The organism is Streptomyces sp. NPDC126510 (assembly GCF_040302345.1).
In the GTDB taxonomy this organism is placed as follows: domain Bacteria; phylum Actinomycetota; class Actinomycetes; order Streptomycetales; family Streptomycetaceae; genus Streptomyces.
In genome coordinates this window covers 82,168-99,539 of record NZ_JBEORR010000002.1, presented here as the reverse complement: position 1 = coordinate 99,539, position 17,372 = coordinate 82,168, and the positions used below count along the sequence as shown (strand labels likewise).

Below are 17,372 nucleotides of genomic sequence, written 5' to 3'. Positions count from 1 at the left end.
GGGGTCCCTTACAGGCCCACGTGACACACTCTCCTATCGCTATGGACATATCCGGGATCCAGCTCAGAGCCGTACGCGCGGCGCTGTTCACGGCCGTGGTCGTGACGCTCAGCACCGCGTCGCACGTCCTGCTGTCCCGGACCCCGCTGCCGATGGGCACGGTGGCGGCGGTCACCACCGCCGTGTACGTGATCGCTTTCGCCCTGGCGGGCCGCGAGCGCTCCTTCGGGAGGATCGCGGCCCTGCTGATCCCGCTGGAACTCGCCGCCGACACGGTGTTCACCACCGGCCAGCACGCCTGTTACGGCCGGGCGGGCGGTCCGGTCGCCGGCCCGCTGCGCTCGGTCGGCCTGGACGTGCTGTGCGGCGGTGGCGAGGTCGGCACGCCGCTGGCCCGGATGGCCGGCGCCACCGGCACGGAACGGCTCGCGACCGCGGTCGCCCACGCCGACCCGGCCACCGCCTGGCTTCTCCTGGGCGCGCACATCGGTGTCGGCCTGCTGGCCGCCGTGTGGCTGCGCCGCGGCGAGCGAGCCTTGGCCCAGCTGCTGCGGGCGGTGACGGCGACCACGTTCCGGCCGCTGCTGCTGGCGGTCGCCGCGGTCGCGGTGGAGCGGGCCCCGGCCGGGCGGCGCCTGCCGGCGCGTGCCGCCGACCGCACGCCCACGGCCCGCGACCGGATCCTCGCGTACTCCCTGGGACGGCGTGGACCGCCGTGCTCACCCGCCTTCGCGTAAGGCACTCGCCGTCGCGTCAGGCATCCGCCGTCGCGGGAGGCACCATCGCCCCCCCACGGCACCTTCGAGCACCAGCAGTCCCCCTACGTATCCCGCACACACAGATGTGCGCGTCCCCTACGGAGAACACCACCATGAGCAAGCGCAACAGCCAGTCGGCGAAGACGGCGGCCCGTGAGCGGCTGCGCATCGAGCGCGAGCGCGAGGCCAAGCGGGCGAAGACCAAGCGGCAGGTCATCGTCGCCTGCTCCATCGTCGGTGTCCTGGCGATAGCCGGCGGCATCGGGTACGCGGTCGTCCAGGCCAACAAGCCCACCCACTGGGAGGCGGTGAAGGACGAGAAGGTCGTCACGCCCGCCAACACCACGGGCACCGACGGCACCACGGTCGTCATCGGCAAGGCCTCGGCCAAGAAGACGCTGAAGATCTACGAGGACCCGCGCTGCCCCGTGTGCGCCCAGTTCGAGCAGACCGTCGGCTCGACCGTGAAGAAGGACATCGACGACGGCAAGTTCAAGTTCCAGTTCGTCGGCGCCACCTTCATCGACAAAAAGGACAACGGCGAGGGCTCCAAGAACGCGCTGAGCGCCCTGGGCGCCGCGCTCAACGTGAGCGACCAGGCGTTCCTCGACTACAAGGCCGCGCTCTACTCGACGAAGTACCACCCGGACGAGACGACCGACAAGTTCAAGGACGACAGCTACCTCATCAAGGTCGCGGACACCGTGCCCGAGCTGAAGGGGAACAAGAAGTTCCAGGACGCGGTCGAGAAGGGCACCTACGACGCCTGGGCGATGGCCATGTCGAAGACCTTCGACGACAACAAGGAGGGCGTGGAGGGCACCCCGGGCTTCGTCATGGACGGCAAGCAGCTGAACGGCGGCAACCCGCTGATGACGGTGGACGACTTCAACAAGGTCGTGGGCGAGGCCCTCAAGAAGTGACGGCAGGTCAGTCACCGGCCGGCGCGTGAAGAGCGGGCGAACTTCGGGACTTCGCCCGCTCTGCTGCATACCGACCAGTAACCTGATCGGTCGTGACCAGTCGATACAGATCATCGAATACGTCAGAGGGCCTCAACTCCCTCACCCCGCGCCGCCGTACGGTCGTCAAGGCCGCGGCGGCGACCGCTGTCCTGGCCGGGCCGCTGGCGGCGCCCCTGCCCGCGCGCGCCGTCGACCAGGCACCCGCCTTCCTGCACGGCGTCGCCTCCGGTGACCCGCTGCCGGACGGCATCCTGCTGTGGACCCGCGTCACGCCGGTGCCGGAGGCGATACCCGGCTCCGGTCTCGGCCCGGACACCGAGGTGAGCTGGGTCGTCGCCAGGGACAAGGCGTTCACCACCGTCGTCGCCAAAGGCTCCACGACCGCGACGGCGGCCTCCGACCACACCGTGAAGGCCGACATCCGCGGCCTGGAACCGGGCACCGACTACTGGTTCCGCTTCTCCGCCGGCGGCACCGACTCCCCCGCGGCGCGCACCCGCACCGCCCCCGCGCACGACGCGGCCGTCACGGGCCTGCGCTTCGGCGTGGTCTCCTGCGCCAACTGGGAGGCCGGCTGGTTCTCCTCGTACCGGCACCTCGCGGCCCGCGGCGATCTGGACGCCTGGCTGCACCTCGGCGACTACATCTATGAGTACGGCACCGGCCAGTACGCCACCCGCGGCACGGTCGTACGCCCGCACGCCCCGGCGCACGAGATCGTCACGCTCGCCGACTACCGCATCCGGCACGCGCGGTACAAGACCGACCCGGACCTGCAGGCGTTGCACGCGACGGCCCCGGTCGTGGCGATCTGGGACGACCACGAGTTCGCCAACGACACCTGGTCGGGCGGCGCGGAGAACCACACGGAGGGCACGGAGGGCGCCTGGTCCGCCCGCCAGGCCGCCGCCAAGCAGGCCTACTTCGAGTGGATGCCGGTGCGTCCGGCGATCGCCGGCACCACCTACCGCCGGCTGCGCTTCGGCAAGCTGGCCGACCTTTCACTGCTGGACCTGCGGTCCTTCCGCTCGCAGCAGGTGAAGGTCGGCAACGGCGAGGTGGACGACCCGGACCGTACGCTCACCGGCCGCGCCCAGCTCGACTGGCTCAAGGCGGGGCTGAAGTCCTCCGACACCACCTGGCGCCTGGTCGGCAACTCGGTGATGATCTCGCCGTTCGCCATCGGATCGCTCTCCGCCGACTTGCTGAAGCCGCTGGCCAAGCTGCTGGGCCTGCCGCAGGAGGGCCTCGCCGTCAACACCGACCAGTGGGACGGCTACACCGACGACCGCCGCGAGATCCTGGCGCATCTGCGGACGAACGCGATCCGCAACACGGTCTTCCTCACCGGCGACATCCACATGGCCTGGGCCAACGACGTGCCGGTGGACGCCGGCACGTATCCGCTGTCCCCCTCGGCCGCCACGGAGTTCGTCGTCACGTCGGTCACCTCCGACAACCTCGACGACATCGTGAAGGTCCCGGAGGGCACGGTCTCCGCGGTCGCCTCACCGGTCATCCGGGCCGCCAACCGCCATGTCCACTGGGTCGACACCGACCGGCACGGCTTCGGCGTCCTGGACATCACGGCCGAGCGCGCGCAGATGGACTTCTACGTCGTCTCCGACCGCACGAAGCGCGACGCGACCGCCAAGTGGTCCCGTTCGTACCGCACCCGCAGCGGCACGCAGAAGGTCGAGCGCACCTACGACCCGGTGTAACCGCCGCTACAGGGAGTCGAGGAAGCCGAGCGCCACCCGCCAGGTGGCCTCGGCGGCCTCCTCGTCGTAGTCCGGCAGATCGGGGTCGGTATAGAGGTGTCCGGCCCCGGCGTACCGGTACACCTCGACGTCGGCGCCGGTGCGGCAGATCTGGAGGTACCAGGCGCTCAGCCAGTCGTCCGACTCGAACGGGTCCGGCTCCGCCACGTGCAGCTGGACCGGCAGGTCCTGGGCCGTGACGTCCGGCGCGATGTCCGACGTGCCGTGCAGGAGGAGCAGGCCGCGGGCCTTCTCGTCCCCGAGGGCGAGGGTCTGCGCGATGGAGGCGCCGAGCGAGAACCCGGCGTACACCAGCCCGCGGTCGGAGTAGGGCGCGGCGGCCAGCACGGCCCGCTTCAGCAGCTCCTCCTTGCCGATCTTCTCCTTGTGCGCCATGCCCTCCTCGACCTCCTCGAAGGTGCGCCCCTCGAAGAGGTCGGGCGTCCACACCTCGTGTCCGGCCGAGCGCAGTCGGTCAGCGGCCCGGAGCACCGCGGGCCGCAGCCCGAAGGTCGAGTGAAAGAGCATGATGTTCATGAGGCCATGGTGCCAGCCGGGTGTGGGGGCCCGAGATCGCGGCACTACCCACGACGCAGCGGAAGTCACATGTTCATGCCCCCCGGGAGCCGGTTAGGTTCGGTGGCATGGAGAACCTGCTACGACCGCTGATCGTGGTCGGTGGCTCGGTCGCGCTCACGCTGGTGATCGGCTGGGCGACCGACTTCCTGCTGCGCAAGGCCGACGCACGGCACCACGAGACCCCCCTGTGGGGTTCGCTCCGCCGTGGCCGCATCCCGTACCAGCTCGTCCTGTTCTCGGCCCTGCTGAGAGGGTCGTACGACGAGGCGCGACTGCTGGAGAACCACCGCGACGGCATCGGCCAGACGCTGACACTGCTGCTGATCGGTTCCGCCGCCTGGCTGGTCATCCGGATCGCGGCCGCCGTCGTCGAGACGTCCTACAGCCGCTATGCCAACGCGCATGCCCAGCGCGATCCGGCCCGGGTACGCCGGGTGCGCACCCAGGTGACGCTCATCATGCGGGTGGTCTCCGCGATCGTCGCCGTGGTGGCCGCGGCCACGATGCTGCTGACGTTCCCGGCGTTCAAGGCCGCGGGCGCCTCGCTCCTGGCCTCGGCCGGCATCCTCGGCATCGTCGCCGGTGTCGCCGCCCAGTCCACGCTGGGCAATCTGTTCGCCGGACTGCAGATCGCCTTCGGCGACATGGTGCGCATCGGCGACACCGTGGTCGTGGACGGCGAGTGGGGCACGGTCGAGGAGATCACGCTGACGTTCCTGACCGTCCGCACCTGGGACGAGCGCCGCATCACCATGCCGGTGTCGTACTTCACGTCGAAGCCGTTCGAGAACTGGTCGCGCGGCACCCCGCAGATGACCGGCACCGTCTTCTGGCACGTGGATCACTCCGCGCCGCTGGAGGCGATGCGCGAGAAGCTGCGTGACATCCTGCGCGAGTGCCCGGCCTGGGACGGCCGCGCCTACAACCTGACCGTCACGGACAGCACCCCGAGCACCATGGAGGTGCGGGCCCTGGTGACGGGCAAGGACGCGGACGACATCTGGACGGTGCGGGTCACGGTCCGCGAGCAGATGCTCGGCTGGCTGGCGAACGAGCACCCGTACGCGCTGCCCCGGGTGAACACGGCGGACGCGATCCTCCCGCCGCCCTCCCGCGGCAACGGCCATCGCCCGTCCCCGGAGGCCGTACCGGCCCAGCAGCGCCGCTATCACGGAAACGGCTCGGGACGGCCGGGCCACTGACGGCGGGGCACTGACGACACGGGCCGGCGCCCGTACGGACGACCGGAGGGCTGCCCGCGGCGCGGGCAGCCCTCCTCCGTGCTGTCGGGTCAGCGACCGCGCTCGGCGCCGCCGTTGACCTGGATGATCTGCGAGGTGACGTGCCCGGCGCCCGGGGAGGCCAGCCAGTGCAGGGTCTCGGCGACGTCCCCCGGGGTCCCGGCCCGCCCGTTCGACGTCTCGCCGATGAGCCGGTTACGGCGGTCCTCGGCCATCGCGTCCCCGAAGAACTCGGTGTCCTCGATGTACCCGGGCGCGACCACGTTCACGGTGATGCCGCGCGGCCCCAGCTCGCGGGCCAGATCGTGGGCGTAGGGATGCAGCCCGGCCTTGGCCGCCGCGTACGCGCCGCTTCCCGATCCGCGGTACGCGGCGATGGAGCTGAGGAACAGCACCCGACCGCCGGTCTCGGCGAGCCGGGGCTTCAGCGCCTCGGTGAGAAGGACCGCGGTCAGGGTGTTGAGCCTGAAGTTCACGTTCCAGCTGTGCGCGACGGCCGCGAGCGGATCGGCTCCCGGGGCATCCGGTTCGAGCAGGCCGCTGCCCCCGGCGCTGTGCACGAGCACGTCCACGGTCCCCAACTCGCGCTCCACGAAGGCGGCGACACCGCGCACGTCCTCCGGCTCGGCGAGATCGGCCGCATACGTCAGCGCGCCGGGCACCTCGGCCTTCTCCAGCACCTCGGGCCGCCGCCCGAGCAGCACCACCCGGTCCCCGCCCGCGGCGAACACCCGGGCCGCCGCGAGCCCAATTCCCGTACCCCCACCACTGATTACTACGTTTCGTGCCATACGAACGACCCTACGACGCCCCGGCCACCCGCCGTCAAACCGGCAGCCGGAGCCGACGGCCGCTCACCGCAGGCTACGGACGTCGAGGTGCCGCAGAACCCGGTCGACCACCTCGGGATCCGCACCGGGCTCGCTACGCGCCGCAAGCACCTCGTGCCGGGCCGCGCTCAGCATCTCCTGCTGGATCCGCCGTACCCGCTTCACCCGCCGCGCCCTCTCCCGGTACGCCTCCCGGCGCTCGTCCTCGGCGAGTTCGGGACTGATCCGCACGCCGATGTCGTAGGCCCGCCGCAGCATCTGCTCGGACAGCTCCTCCGACAGCTCCTCGTTCCCCTCGATCTCCCGCAGTCGCTGCTTCGCCGCCTTGGCCGCCCGGATCGCGAGCGCCTTGGCGAACTCCTTCTCCTGATCCGTGTCGGCCTTCACCCCGAGCCGCCGCACCAGCCACGGCAACGTCAGGCCCTGCAGCACCAGAGTCGCCATGATCACCCCGAACGCGATGAAGATGATCTCGTCCCGGCTGGGGAACGGCGCCCCCGCGTCGGTCTCCAGCGGAATGGCCAGCACCAGCGCGACCGAGGCCACCCCGCGCATCCCCGACCACCACATCACCACGGTCTCGCGCCAGCTCACCGGGATGTCCTCGTCGTAGTCCCGCCGCGCGTGCAGCCGCTTCGTCAGCCAGGTCGCCGGCAGCAGCCACAGCAGCCGCGCGAACACGACGACGACCACCACGACCGCCGCCCACCAGAGCAGCTCGCCCCACCGTCCGGCGGCCGTGCGGATCGCGTTGTGCAGCTCCAGCCCGACCAGGCCGAACGCCACACCGGTGACGAGGGTGTCGACGATGTTCCAGAACGTGTGCCCGGCCAGCCGCGTCATGACGTCGTCGGCGTCGGAGCCGTACTCCGCGAGGAACAGCGCGGTGGTGAGCACGGCGAGCACCCCGGACCCGTGCAGCTCCTCGGCCATGACGTACGCGGCGTAGGGCACCAGCAGGGTCAGCCCGATCTGCAGGGTCGCGTCGCCGAGGACCTCCATCAGCTTGTTGGCGCCCCAGCCGAGCGCGAGCCCCACGGCCACCGCCACCACGGCCGACAGCACCAGGTCGAGCCCGGCCTTCCAGGGCGAGAACGTCCCGCTGACGGCCGCGGCGATCGCCACGTGGTAGAGGACGATGGCCGTCACGTCGTTGAACAGCCCCTCGCCCTCCAGGATCGACACGAGCCGGCGGGGCAGCCCCAACTGCCCGGCCACGGCGGTCGCCGCGACCGGGTCCGGCGGGGCCACCAGGGCGCCCAGCGCGAACGCCGCCGCGAGCGGCAGCCCCGGCACGATCGCGTCGGCCACGGCGGCCACGCAGGCCATGGTGACGAACACCAGCGCCACGGCGAGCAGGAAGATCGGCCTCTTGTTCGCCGCGAACTGCCGCCAGGACGTGCGCCGCACGGCGGCGTACAGCAGGGGCGGCAGCAGCAGCGGCAGGATCAGGTCCGGCGCGATCTCGACGTTCGGCACGAACGGGAGCAGCGCGAGGACTATCCCCAGGAGCGTCATCAGCACCGGGGCGGGCACCTTGAACCGGTCTCCCACGGGGACGCTGATCACGGCCCCGAGCAGCAGCACGAACAGCAGGGCCAACTGATCCACGGTCAGCGCTCCGGAAGGTCAGATGTTCACACGACTGACCTCAAGCCTGCCACGCAACTCCCGGGACAAACCGTTTCGGCACCCACCACGAGGGGCTAAAGCGAACGCCGCATCCCCTGGTGCGGAATGCCCGCCTCCAAGTACTCGGGCCCATAGGGCTCGTAGCCGAGCCGCTCGTAGAAGCCCAGCGCGTGCGTCTGCGCGTGCAGGTCCACGGCCGTCAGCCCACGCGCGCGCGCCGCGTCCTCGATGGCCCGCACCAGGGCGGCGCCGACACCGAGTCCACGCGCGGGGCCCGCCACGGCGAGCCTGCCGAGGGAGCCCACGGACGGGTCCCCGCCGGTCTGCGCGAGGGCCGCCTCCCCGTGCAGCAGCCGCCCGGTCCCGAGCGGCACACCGTCCTCACGGACCGCCAGCACATGGACCGCGCCGGCGTCGTACGCGTCGTACTCGAGATCCTCCGGCACGCCCTGCTCGCCGACGAAGACCTCCTTGCGCACCGCGAAGCACGCCTCCCGGTCGGCCGGGTCCTCGGCGACCCGCACCACGTACGGGGTGCTCACGCCCAGGTCTCCTGGCGCACCTGGTCGAGGGCCTTCTGCAGATCCTCCGGGTAGTCGCAGGAGAACTCCGCCCACTGTCCGTCCCCGGGGTGCTCGAAGCCGAGCCGCACCGCGTGCAGCCACTGCCGGGTCAGACCGAGGCGCTTGGCGAGCGTCGGGTCGGCGCCATAGGTGAGGTCGCCGACGCAGGGGTGCCGGTGTGCGGCCATGTGGACGCGGATCTGGTGCGTGCGGCCGGTCTCCAGCTTCACGTCGAGCAGGGAGGCCGCGCGGAACGCCTCCATGAGGTCGTAGTGCGTGACGGACGGCTTGCCCTCGGCGGTGACGGCCCACTTGTAGTCGTGCTGGGGATGCCGGCCGATGGGCGCGTCGATGGTGCCGCTGGTCGGGTCGGGGTGGCCCTGGACGAGCGTGTGGTACCGCTTGTCGACCGTGCGCTCCTTGAACTGGCGCTTGAGCGAGGTGTACGCCCGCTCCGACTTGGCCACGACCATCAGCCCCGAGGTGCCCACGTCGAGCCGGTGCACGATGCCCTGGCGCTCGGCGGCGCCGGAGGTCGAGATGCGGTACCCGGCGGCGGCGAGCCCACCGATCACGGTCGTGCCGCTCCATCCCGGGCTGGGATGCGCGGCGACACCGACCGGCTTGACGATCACGACCACGTCGTCGTCGTCGTGCACGATCTCCATGCCCTCGACCGGCTCGGCGACGATCTGCACCGGCGCGGGCGCCTGCGGCATCTCGACCTCCAGCCAGGCGCCGCCGTGCACGCGCTCCGACTTGCCGACCACCGACCCGTCGACCGTGACCTTCCCCGCGGCGGCGAGCTCGGCCGCCTTGGTACGGGAGAAGCCGAACATGCGGGAGATGGCGGCGTCGACACGCTCGCCCTCCAGGCCGTCGGGCACGGGCAGGGTACGGATCTCGGGAATCGTGCTCACCCGTCGAGTATGCCGGACGGCCGCGACGGGGCCGTACGCGCGCTCAGTCCTTGTGGACGGTCCCGTCCGGGTCGAGGCCCCGGAAGGACAGCAGCACGATCAGGACCCCACCGCACACGATCGCCGAGTCGGCCAGGTTGAAGACGGCGAAGTGCTTGGGCGCGATGAAGTCCACGACCGCGCCCTCGAAGACGCCCGGCGCCCGGAAGATCCGGTCGGTGAGGTTGCCCAGCGCACCGCCGAGCAGCAGGCCGAGCGCGATCGCCCAGGGCAGGCTGTAGAGCTTGCGGGCGAGACGGGCGATCACCACGATCACCGCCGCCGCGATCATGGTGAAGATCACGGTGAAGGCCTCGCCGAAGCCGAAGGCCGCGCCCGCGTTGCGGATCGCCTCGAACTTCAGCCAGTCCCCGATGATCTCGATGGGCGGGTGGTGCTCCAGCTTGGCCACCACGATCAGCTTGCTGATCAGGTCGAGGGCGTACGCGAACGCGGCGACGGCGAACAGCACCGCGATCCGGCGCCTGCCCCGGGGCCGCCCGGCGGTCGCCTCCGGCTCGCCGGTACCGGACGTTCCCGCCGCGGCCGCGGGGTCGGTGCCGGGCTCCCCGGCCGGGGTGCCCTCGGCGTCGGGCCGCTCCTTGCCACCCCCGGCCGCGTCCGGTGTGTCCGGCGTACCGATGATGCGCTCCGCCTCTGCCACGTGAGTCCCTCAACCTAGGTGCCTGACTGAGGACGAGGGTACGGCACACCCTGTACGTCGCACGTGCTCAGGAGGCATTCGGCGGGCGGTCAGTAGCGGCGCTCCTGCTTCTGCTTGCACTCCACGCACAGCGTGGCCCGCGGGAAGGCCTGCATACGGGCCTTGCCGATGGGGTTGCCGCAGTTCTCGCACAGGCCGTAGGTGCCCGCGTGCAGGCGTTCCAGGGCGCGCTCGGTCTGGAGGAGCATCTCGCGGGCGTTGGCGGCCAGGGCCAGCTCGTGCTCGCGGGTGATGTTCTTGGTGCCGGTGTCCGCCTGGTCGTCGCCCGCGCCGTCCCCGGAGTCCCGCATCAGGCCCGCGAGCGACCGCTCCGACGACGTGATCTCCTCACGCAGCCGGGTCTCCTCGGAGGTCAGCTCGGACCGCGCCTCCTCGACCTCCTCCGCCGTCCAGGGGTCCTCGCCGGGACGTACCGCGAGCTCGCCGGGCTCCGCCGCGGCGACCCGCGCCTTGGGAACGGCGGTCTTCGCCGCCGTGGCCGGGCCAGGAGTCTTCTTCGCAACCACCGTCGTCGCTCCCGTCTGCTGCGCGGCCTCGGCCGCACCCGCCTTCTTGGCCGTGCTGGTCGCGGCCGCGTCCTGTGTGACCGCGCCGGTCCGGGCAGCGCCCTTCCCGGCCACGCTCTTCGTGGTGGTGCTCTTGCCTCCGGCGGCCTTCCCGCCCGGGGCCTTCCTGGCGGCGGCCTTCTTCCCGGCCGCCTTGCCGCCTGCCGCCTTCCCGACGACGGCCTTCTCCGCGCCGGTCGATCCACCGGCTGCCTTCGTACCCCCCACCCTGCCCGCCTTCCTCCCGGCGGCGGGTTTCTCGGTCGAGGCCTTCTTCCCGCCCCCCTTCGCCTCCGCCACCCCGCCCACAGCCCTTCCGGCGGCCGTCTCCTCGGCCGGAACGGCGTCTGCGGCCACCGGCTTCCTCCCTGCCGTCTTCTTCCTCGCCGCCGCCCCGGCCACTGCCGTCCCGGCCGGCGCCTTCCCACTCACCGCTTCCGAGGCCACCGCTGCACCGGCCACGGCCTTCTCCGCCGTCGCCTTCCTCCCGGCCGACTCCGTCCCGGCCGTCCTCGCCCCCTCGGCCGCCTTCCCCACGCCCTCCTTCGCCGCCCGCCCCGCCGAGCCCCGCTGCGTGGTCTTCCCGCCCACGTCCTTCGCAGCGCCGCCGGAGGCCTGCGCGGACCTGCCGGACGCCGGCTGCTGTACGGCGGTCTTCTTCGCCACCATGGCCGCGGCCCCTTCACATATTGTGATCTTGCTCGCGAATCGTGCTGGGACGATAAATCGACTCGAGTCCCGCGGCAACGGGGCACACCGCTCGATTCGCCCGCTCGCGCACGCCACGCGGCGAGCATGCATCCGTTGTGCCCAGCTCCCCGCCCGGTAATCCGCCGAGCGGGACGTCCCAGGATCCGAACACCCATACCGCGCTATTCGGGTCATCAAACCCATAGCGCACCCCACGCGGCACCCCACCCCCGACCGTCCCGAAAACCGGTCGGCCGCCGTCCGCGCGGCGCCGTACACTGGGCGGAGCGAGAAGCGTGGATGGGGACGAGTAGCGGCGTACGCAGCCCAGAGCGACCCGGGGACGGTGGAAGCCCGGGGGCCAGCGCGACGTGAAGATCACCCCGGAGCCGCCGGAAGAAAGCCGGAGCCAGTGAGCTGCGGCCGGTAGACCCGGCATCGCGACCCCAATGAGGGGGCTCGCCGGCGCACACCCCGTGCCGGAGGGCCAAGGAGGGTGGTACCGCGGGAGCGCGCCGAAGGCGGCGCAGGCAGACGTAGCTCTCGTCCCTCCGGACGGAAGGCAGCAAGTCCGCCGGAGGAAGCCCGCTGATGACATCGCCGACGTACCGCCAGGTGCCCGCCCAGGTCGACCTGCCCGCCCTCGAGCACGCCGTGCTCGACTTCTGGCGCGAGCAGAAGATCTTCGCCAAGAGCCTGGAGCAGTCCGAGGGCCGCCCCGAGTGGGTGTTCTACGAGGGCCCGCCCACCGCCAACGGCATGCCCGGTGCCCACCACATCGAGGCGCGCGTCTTCAAGGACGTCTTCCCCCGCTTCCGCACCATGCGCGGTTACCACGTCGCCCGCAAGGCCGGCTGGGACTGCCACGGCCTCCCGGTGGAGCTCGCCGTCGAGAAGGAGCTCGGCTTCTCCGGCAAGCAGGACATCGAGGCCTACGGCATCGCGGAGTTCAACGCGAAGTGCCGCGAGTCGGTGACGCGGCACACGGACGCCTTCGAAGAGCTCACGACCCGCATGGGCTACTGGACCGACCTCCAGGACCCGTACCGCACCATGGACCCGGAGTACATCGAGTCGGTCTGGTGGTCGCTGAAGGAGATCTTCAACAAGGGTCTGCTGGTCCAGGACCACCGCGTCGCCCCCTGGTGCCCCCGCTGCGGCACGGGCCTGTCCGACCACGAGCTGGCGCAGGGCTACGAGACGGTCGTCGACCCGTCGGTCTTCGTCCGCTTCCCGCTCACCTCCGGCCCGCTGGCCGGCGAGGCCGCGCTCCTGGTGTGGACGACCACGCCCTGGACCCTGGTCTCCAACACGGCGGTCGCCGCACACCCCGAGGTCACCTACGTCGTCGCGACGAAGGGCCCAGAAGGTTCGGAGAAGCTGGTCGTCGCCGAGCCGCTCCTCGCCAAGGCCCTCGGCGAGGGCTGGGAGACCACCGGCCAGTCCTTCACGGGCGCCGAGATGGAGCGCTGGACGTACCAGCGCCCCTTCGAGCTGGTCGAGTTCCCGGAGCCGGCCCACTTCGTGGTCAACGCCGAGTACGTCACCACCGAGGACGGCACGGGTCTGGTCCACCAGTCCCCCGCCTTCGGTGAGGACGACCTCAAGGTCTGCCGCTCCTACGGCCTGCCCGTCGTGAACCCGGTCCGCCCGGACGGCACCTTCGAGGAGGACGTCCCCCTCGTCGGCGGCGTCTTCTTCAAGAAGGCCGACGAGAAGCTGACCGAGGACCTCGACAGCCGCGGCCTGCTCTTCCGGCACATCCCCTACGAGCACAGCTACCCGCACTGCTGGCGCTGCCACACCGCGCTCCTCTACTACGCGCAGCCCTCCTGGTACATCCGCACCACGGCCGCCAAGGACCGCCTCCTCCAGGAGAACGAGAACACCAACTGGTTCCCCGAGACGGTCAAGCACGGCCGCTTCGGTGACTGGCTGCAGAACAACATCGACTGGGCGCTGTCCCGCAACCGCTACTGGGGCACCCCGCTGCCGATCTGGCGCTGCGAGGACGACCACCTCACGGTCGTCGGCTCCCGCGCGGAACTCACCGAGCTGACCGGCACGGACCACTCCGGCCTCGACCCGCACCGCCCGTTCATCGACGCGGTCACCTTCTCGTGCCCCCAGTGCCAGAAGAAGGCCACGCGCGTGCCGGAGGTCATCGACGCCTGGTACGACTCGGGTTCGATGCCGTTCGCGCAGTGGGGCTACCCGTACAAGAACAAGGAACTGTTCGAGTCCCGCTACCCGGCCCAGTTCATCTCCGAGGCCATCGACCAGACCCGCGGCTGGTTCTACACGCTGATGGCCGTCGGCACCCTGGTCTTCGACAAGTCCTCCTACGAGAACGTGGTCTGCCTCGGTCACATCCTGGCCGAGGACGGCCGCAAGATGTCCAAGCACCTGGGCAACACCCTGGAGCCGATCCCGCTCATGGACCGGCACGGCGCCGACGCGGTCCGCTGGTTCATGGCGGCCGGCGGCTCCCCGTGGGCGGCCCGCCGCGTGGGCCACGGCACGATCCAGGAGGTCGTCCGCAAGACACTCCTGACGTACTGGAACACGGTCGCCTTCCAGGCCCTCTACGCCCGTACGTCGAACTGGGCCCCGTCCGGGGCCGACCCGGCCCCGGCCGACCGCCCGGTCCTGGACCGCTGGCTGCTGTCCGAACTGCACGCGCTCACCGACCAGGTCACCCAGGCGCTGGACGCCTACGACACCCAGCGCGCCGGCAAGCTGCTGTCCGCGTTCGTCGACGACCTGTCCAACTGGTACGTGCGCCGCTCCCGTCGCCGCTTCTGGCAGGGCGACAAGGCGGCCCTGCGCACCCTGCACGAGGTCGTCGAGACGGTCACGCAGCTGATGGCCCCGCTGACCCCGTTCATCGCCGAGCGGGTGTGGCAGGACCTGATCGTCCCGGTCACCCCGGGCGCCCCCGAGTCGGTCCACCTGTCGTCCTGGCCGGAGGCGGACCTCGGCGCCATCGACCCGGAGCTGTCGAAGCAGATGGTGCTGGTGCGCCGGCTGGTGGAGCTGGGCCGTGCCACGCGCGCGGAGTCGGGTGTCAAGACGCGTCAGCCGCTGTCCCGCGCCCTGATCGCGGCGACCGGGTTCGACGCGCTGGACTCCGAACTGCGCACGCAGATCACGGAGGAGCTGAACGTCGAGTCCCTGGCGACGCTGAGCGAGGTCGGCGGCAGCCTGGTCGACACCACGGCGAAGGCCAACTTCCGCGCGCTGGGCAAGCGGTTCGGCAAGCGGGTCCAGGACGTGGCCAAGGCCGTGTCGAACGCGGACGCGGCCGCCCTGTCACTGGCCCTGCGCGAGGGCACGGCGTCGGTGGAGGTCGACGGCGAGACCATCACGCTGGCGCCCGACGAGGTCATCATCACGGAGACCCCCCGCGAGGGCTGGTCGGTGGCCTCCGACGCGGGCGCGACGGTCGCCCTGGACCTGGAGATCACCGAGGAGCTGCGCCGGGCCGGCCTGGCCCGTGACGCCATCCGCCTGATCCAGGAGGCCCGCAAGAACAGCGGCCTCGACGTGGCCGACCGCATCGCACTGCGCTGGACGGCGACCGACCCGGCCGTCACCGGGGCCCTGGCCGAGCACGCCGGCCTGATCGCCGACGAGGTCCTGGCGACGGACTTCGCCCAGGGCGAGGCCGACGACACCTACGGCGAGCCCTTCACCGACGAGGGCCTGTCCCTGACGTTCCGCCTGCGCAAGGCGTAACCCTCAGGCCGAACAGCCCGAAGGCCCGGGCCCGCCGAAGATCTTGGCGGGCCCGGGCCTTCGGCGTTGCGTACGCACGAACACGGGTGCGCGGAGACGGACGCACGGAGCAAAAGGGCGAGGCCCCGGGTGGGTACCCGGGGCCTCGCCCTGAACGCTGCCGACGTCTATGCCGTACTACTGGCCATCAGGCCGTCAGTTGTCATCCTCGTCGATCAGGAAGCCCCGCATCGGCGAGGGCGCCTGACCCATCGGGGACGGGCCCTGCGGACGGACCGGCGCCATCGGCTGGGTCATCGCCGGCGACATCTGCTGCTGACCGCCGTAGGACGGACCGGACGGCGCCGGGGCACCGCCCATCGTCTGGTTGCCACCACCGTAGGACGGGGCGCTCGCGCCGGCCGGAGCCATGGAAGGCGCCGGGGACGGCGGGAGGGACGCGGCCGCCGGGGTGCGCGGCGGGGCCAGCGAGTCGTCGGCCTGGGTCTCCAGCTGGCGCAGCTGCGACTCCAGGTACGACTTCAGGCGCGTGCGGTACTCGCGCTCGAAGCCGCGCAGGTCCTCGACCTTGCGCTCCAGCGTGGCGCGGGCGGACTCCAGGGAGCCCATCGCGACGCGGTGCTTCTCCTGCGCGTCCCGCTCCAGGGCGTCGGCCTTGGCACGGGCGTCACGCTCCAGACCCTCGGCACGCGAACGCGCCTCGCCGACGATCTTGTTGGCCTCGGAACGCGCCTCGGCGATCGCCTGGTCGGCGGTCTGCTGGGCCAGCGAGAGGACACGGGCGGCGCTGTCGCCACCGGGGCCTCCCTGACCGGGGCCGCCCATCGGGCCGCCCATCGGGCCGGGGCCGCCCATGGGGCCGCCCATCTGCTGCTGCATCGGGGGCTGGCCCATCGGACCCGGACCCTGGCCCATCGGACCGGGACCCTGGGGTCCACCCTGACCGCCGGGGCCGGCGGGCAGCTGCGGGGCACCGCTCGGCAGCTGGGGCGGACCACCCATGGGGCCACCCATCTGCTGCTGCGGCGGGCCCGATATGCCGGCGGGGACAGGACCGCCCGGACCGCGCATGCCCTGCTGCTGTTGCTGCTGATCCTGCTGGGGCTCCGGAGGCTTGCGCATGTTCTGCTGGTTCTGCGCAGCAGCGCGCGTGGCCGCGGCCAGTTTGGCGCGCAGGTCCTCGTTCTCGCGGAGCAGGCGGGTCAGTTCGGCTTCGACCTCATCGAGGAAGGCATCGACCTCGTCCTCGTCATAGCCTTCTCGGAGGCGGACGGTCGTGAACTGCTTGTTCCGCACGTCCTCGGGGGTCAACGGCATCTCTTCACCTCAACGTAGTCGTCGGCAGTCGGCAAGACCGTATCTGTCACATCGCTCACATCGCGTTCCGCACGAGTGTGATCAGGATGTAGACGATGATCATCAGAACGAAGAAGGACAGGTCGAGCGCCACGCCCCCGAGACGCAGCGGCGGAATGACCCGCCGCAGAAGCTTGAGCGGTGGATCGGTGACAGTGTAGGTGGCCTCCAGAACGACCACCATCGCCTTGCCGGGTTGCCATGAGCGGGCGAACTGGAAGACATAGTCCATGACCAGTCGGAAGATGAGCACGATGAGGAAGCACATCAGCGCGATGTAGACGACATCCAAAACCACGCTCATGACCTCTTGCTTCCCTCTCCCCTGTGCCCTGCTCGGTACTGCTGTTCCGGTGGTGCGTCTCAGCTCTGGTTGAAGAACCCGCCCTCTGCGATGCGAGCCTTGTCCTCCGCCGTGACATCGACGTTAGCAGGCGACAACAGGAACACCTTCTGCGTCACCCGCTCGATACTGCCGTGAAGACCAAACACCAAACCTGCCGCAAAGTCGACAAGTCGCTTCGCATCTGTGTCGTCCATCTCAGTCAGATTCATGATCACCGGAGTGCCTTCACGGAAGTGTTCCCCGATGGTACGGGCCTCGTTGTAGGTCCGTGGGTGAAGCGTGGTGATCCGGTAAGGCTCTCGTTCGGACACGACCTTGGGCATGATCACCGGTGCGTTCTTCTCCAGATTTGCGCGTTCTTGTGTGATGGACGCCACGGGCGCGATGCGCGCCGGGCGGCTGGATTCCGCGGGTAGCGAAGCGGAGCGGGCTACCGGTTCGCGCGGCGCGGGCGGCTGTACGACTCGTACCTCTTCGTCCCTTTGGGCCTGATGTGAGACGTGCGGCTGGTGGGACGGCTCGTGCCGTCGGTGGTCCCGCTCGGGCTCCGGGTCCAGTTCGGGTTCGAAGTCGTCGTCGGGGTCGAATCCGCGGCCGTCGTACCCATCGTCCTCCACGAGGCCGAGGTAGACCGCCATCTTGCGCATCGCGCCGGCCATGCTCTGAGTCCTCCGCTCTGTGGTGGA

General features: G+C 70.9%; 15 protein-coding genes. 5 read left to right on the top strand and 10 right to left on the bottom strand.

Features of this window, described 5'->3' with window-relative positions; all coding sequences use genetic code 11:
• Positions 1–41: 41 nt before the first annotated feature.
• From ABTX60_RS02370 to ABTX60_RS02360, 3 genes are all read left to right on the top strand, one after another.
• Positions 42–737, top strand: coding sequence for a hypothetical protein (locus tag ABTX60_RS02370; RefSeq protein ID WP_352095213.1), 696 nt, complete (start codon positions 42–44; stop codon positions 735–737).
• Positions 738–871: 134 nt separating this feature from the next.
• Positions 872–1,681, top strand: a complete 810-nt coding sequence (locus ABTX60_RS02365) for a thioredoxin domain-containing protein (RefSeq protein ID WP_352095212.1) — start codon at positions 872–874, stop codon at positions 1,679–1,681.
• A 92-nt stretch (positions 1,682–1,773) separates the two neighbouring features.
• Positions 1,774–3,444 carry an alkaline phosphatase D family protein gene (locus ABTX60_RS02360; protein WP_352095211.1) on the top strand — a complete coding sequence of 557 codons (1,671 nt, stop codon included), beginning with the start codon at positions 1,774–1,776 and terminating at the stop codon, positions 3,442–3,444.
• Between the two features lie 6 nt (positions 3,445–3,450).
• On the opposite strand, the gene ABTX60_RS02355 is transcribed toward ABTX60_RS02360, so the two are convergent.
• Positions 3,451–4,020 (bottom strand): dienelactone hydrolase family protein, encoded by a 570-nt coding sequence (locus ABTX60_RS02355; RefSeq protein WP_352095210.1) that lies wholly within the window; start codon positions 4,018–4,020, stop codon positions 3,451–3,453.
• A 107-nt stretch (positions 4,021–4,127) separates the two neighbouring features.
• Between ABTX60_RS02355 and ABTX60_RS02350 the strand changes: the two genes are divergently transcribed.
• Positions 4,128–5,264: a mechanosensitive ion channel family protein gene (locus ABTX60_RS02350; protein WP_352095209.1), complete on the top strand. Its 1,137-nt coding sequence runs from the start codon at positions 4,128–4,130 to the stop codon at positions 5,262–5,264.
• 89 nt (positions 5,265–5,353) lie between these two features.
• Here ABTX60_RS02350 and ABTX60_RS02345 read toward each other — a convergent pair whose 3' ends face one another.
• From ABTX60_RS02345 to ABTX60_RS02320, 6 genes are all read right to left on the bottom strand, one after another.
• Positions 5,354–6,094: an SDR family NAD(P)-dependent oxidoreductase gene (locus ABTX60_RS02345; protein WP_352095208.1), complete on the bottom strand. Its 741-nt coding sequence runs from the start codon at positions 6,092–6,094 to the stop codon at positions 5,354–5,356.
• A 63-nt stretch (positions 6,095–6,157) separates the two neighbouring features.
• Positions 6,158–7,744, bottom strand: a complete 1,587-nt coding sequence (locus ABTX60_RS02340; protein WP_352095207.1) for a Na+/H+ antiporter — start codon at positions 7,742–7,744, stop codon at positions 6,158–6,160.
• 95 nt (positions 7,745–7,839) lie between these two features.
• Positions 7,840–8,307, bottom strand: coding sequence for a GNAT family N-acetyltransferase (locus ABTX60_RS02335; protein ID WP_352095206.1), 468 nt, complete (start codon positions 8,305–8,307; stop codon positions 7,840–7,842).
• Positions 8,304–9,248: an RluA family pseudouridine synthase gene (locus ABTX60_RS02330; RefSeq protein ID WP_352095205.1), complete on the bottom strand. Its 945-nt coding sequence runs from the start codon at positions 9,246–9,248 to the stop codon at positions 8,304–8,306. Before ABTX60_RS02330 ends, ABTX60_RS02335 begins: the two co-directional genes overlap by 4 nt.
• Before the next feature lie 43 nt (positions 9,249–9,291).
• A complete protein-coding gene (gene lspA / locus ABTX60_RS02325) occupies positions 9,292–9,951 on the bottom strand; it encodes a signal peptidase II (RefSeq protein WP_352095204.1) in 660 nt (219 codons plus the stop codon).
• Positions 9,952–10,040: 89 nt separating this feature from the next.
• The gene (locus ABTX60_RS02320; protein WP_352095203.1) at positions 10,041–11,225 is read right to left on the bottom strand and encodes a TraR/DksA C4-type zinc finger protein; all 1,185 of its coding nucleotides are present in this window, start codon (positions 11,223–11,225) and stop codon (positions 10,041–10,043) included.
• A 612-nt stretch (positions 11,226–11,837) separates the two neighbouring features.
• Here ABTX60_RS02320 and ileS point away from each other — a divergent pair.
• Positions 11,838–14,984, top strand: a complete 3,147-nt coding sequence (gene ileS / locus ABTX60_RS02315) for an isoleucine--tRNA ligase (RefSeq protein ID WP_352095202.1) — start codon at positions 11,838–11,840, stop codon at positions 14,982–14,984.
• A 195-nt stretch (positions 14,985–15,179) separates the two neighbouring features.
• Here ileS and ABTX60_RS02310 read toward each other — a convergent pair whose 3' ends face one another.
• The 3 genes from ABTX60_RS02310 to ABTX60_RS02300 are packed head-to-tail and all read right to left on the bottom strand — an operon-like array spanning position 15,180 to position 17,345.
• Positions 15,180–16,301 (bottom strand): DivIVA domain-containing protein, encoded by a 1,122-nt coding sequence (locus tag ABTX60_RS02310; RefSeq protein ID WP_352095201.1) that lies wholly within the window; start codon positions 16,299–16,301, stop codon positions 15,180–15,182.
• 55 nt (positions 16,302–16,356) lie between these two features.
• Entirely contained in the window at positions 16,357–16,644 is a 288-nt protein-coding gene (locus ABTX60_RS02305) for a YggT family protein (protein WP_062926337.1), read from the bottom strand.
• 59 nt (positions 16,645–16,703) lie between these two features.
• Positions 16,704–17,345 (bottom strand): cell division protein SepF, encoded by a 642-nt coding sequence (locus ABTX60_RS02300; protein ID WP_352095200.1) that lies wholly within the window; start codon positions 17,343–17,345, stop codon positions 16,704–16,706.
• Positions 17,346–17,372: the final 27 nt, after the last annotated feature.

Coding starts and splice junctions, on each gene's coding strand:
- ABTX60_RS02370 (WP_352095213.1), top strand. CDS start 42: ATGGACATATCCGGGATCCAGCTCAGAGCCGTACGCGCGGCGCTGTTC.
- ABTX60_RS02365 (WP_352095212.1), top strand. CDS start 872: ATGAGCAAGCGCAACAGCCAGTCGGCGAAGACGGCGGCCCGTGAGCGG.
- ABTX60_RS02355 (WP_352095210.1), bottom strand. CDS start 4,020: ATGAACATCATGCTCTTTCACTCGACCTTCGGGCTGCGGCCCGCGGTG.
- ABTX60_RS02350 (WP_352095209.1), top strand. CDS start 4,128: ATGGAGAACCTGCTACGACCGCTGATCGTGGTCGGTGGCTCGGTCGCG.
- ABTX60_RS02345 (WP_352095208.1), bottom strand. CDS start 6,094: ATGGCACGAAACGTAGTAATCAGTGGTGGGGGTACGGGAATTGGGCTC.
- ABTX60_RS02320 (WP_352095203.1), bottom strand. CDS start 11,225: ATGGTGGCGAAGAAGACCGCCGTACAGCAGCCGGCGTCCGGCAGGTCC.
- ileS (WP_352095202.1), top strand. CDS start 11,838: ATGACATCGCCGACGTACCGCCAGGTGCCCGCCCAGGTCGACCTGCCC.
- ABTX60_RS02310 (WP_352095201.1), bottom strand. CDS start 16,301: ATGCCGTTGACCCCCGAGGACGTGCGGAACAAGCAGTTCACGACCGTC.
- ABTX60_RS02305 (WP_062926337.1), bottom strand. CDS start 16,644: ATGAGCGTGGTTTTGGATGTCGTCTACATCGCGCTGATGTGCTTCCTC.
- ABTX60_RS02300 (WP_352095200.1), bottom strand. CDS start 17,345: ATGGCCGGCGCGATGCGCAAGATGGCGGTCTACCTCGGCCTCGTGGAG.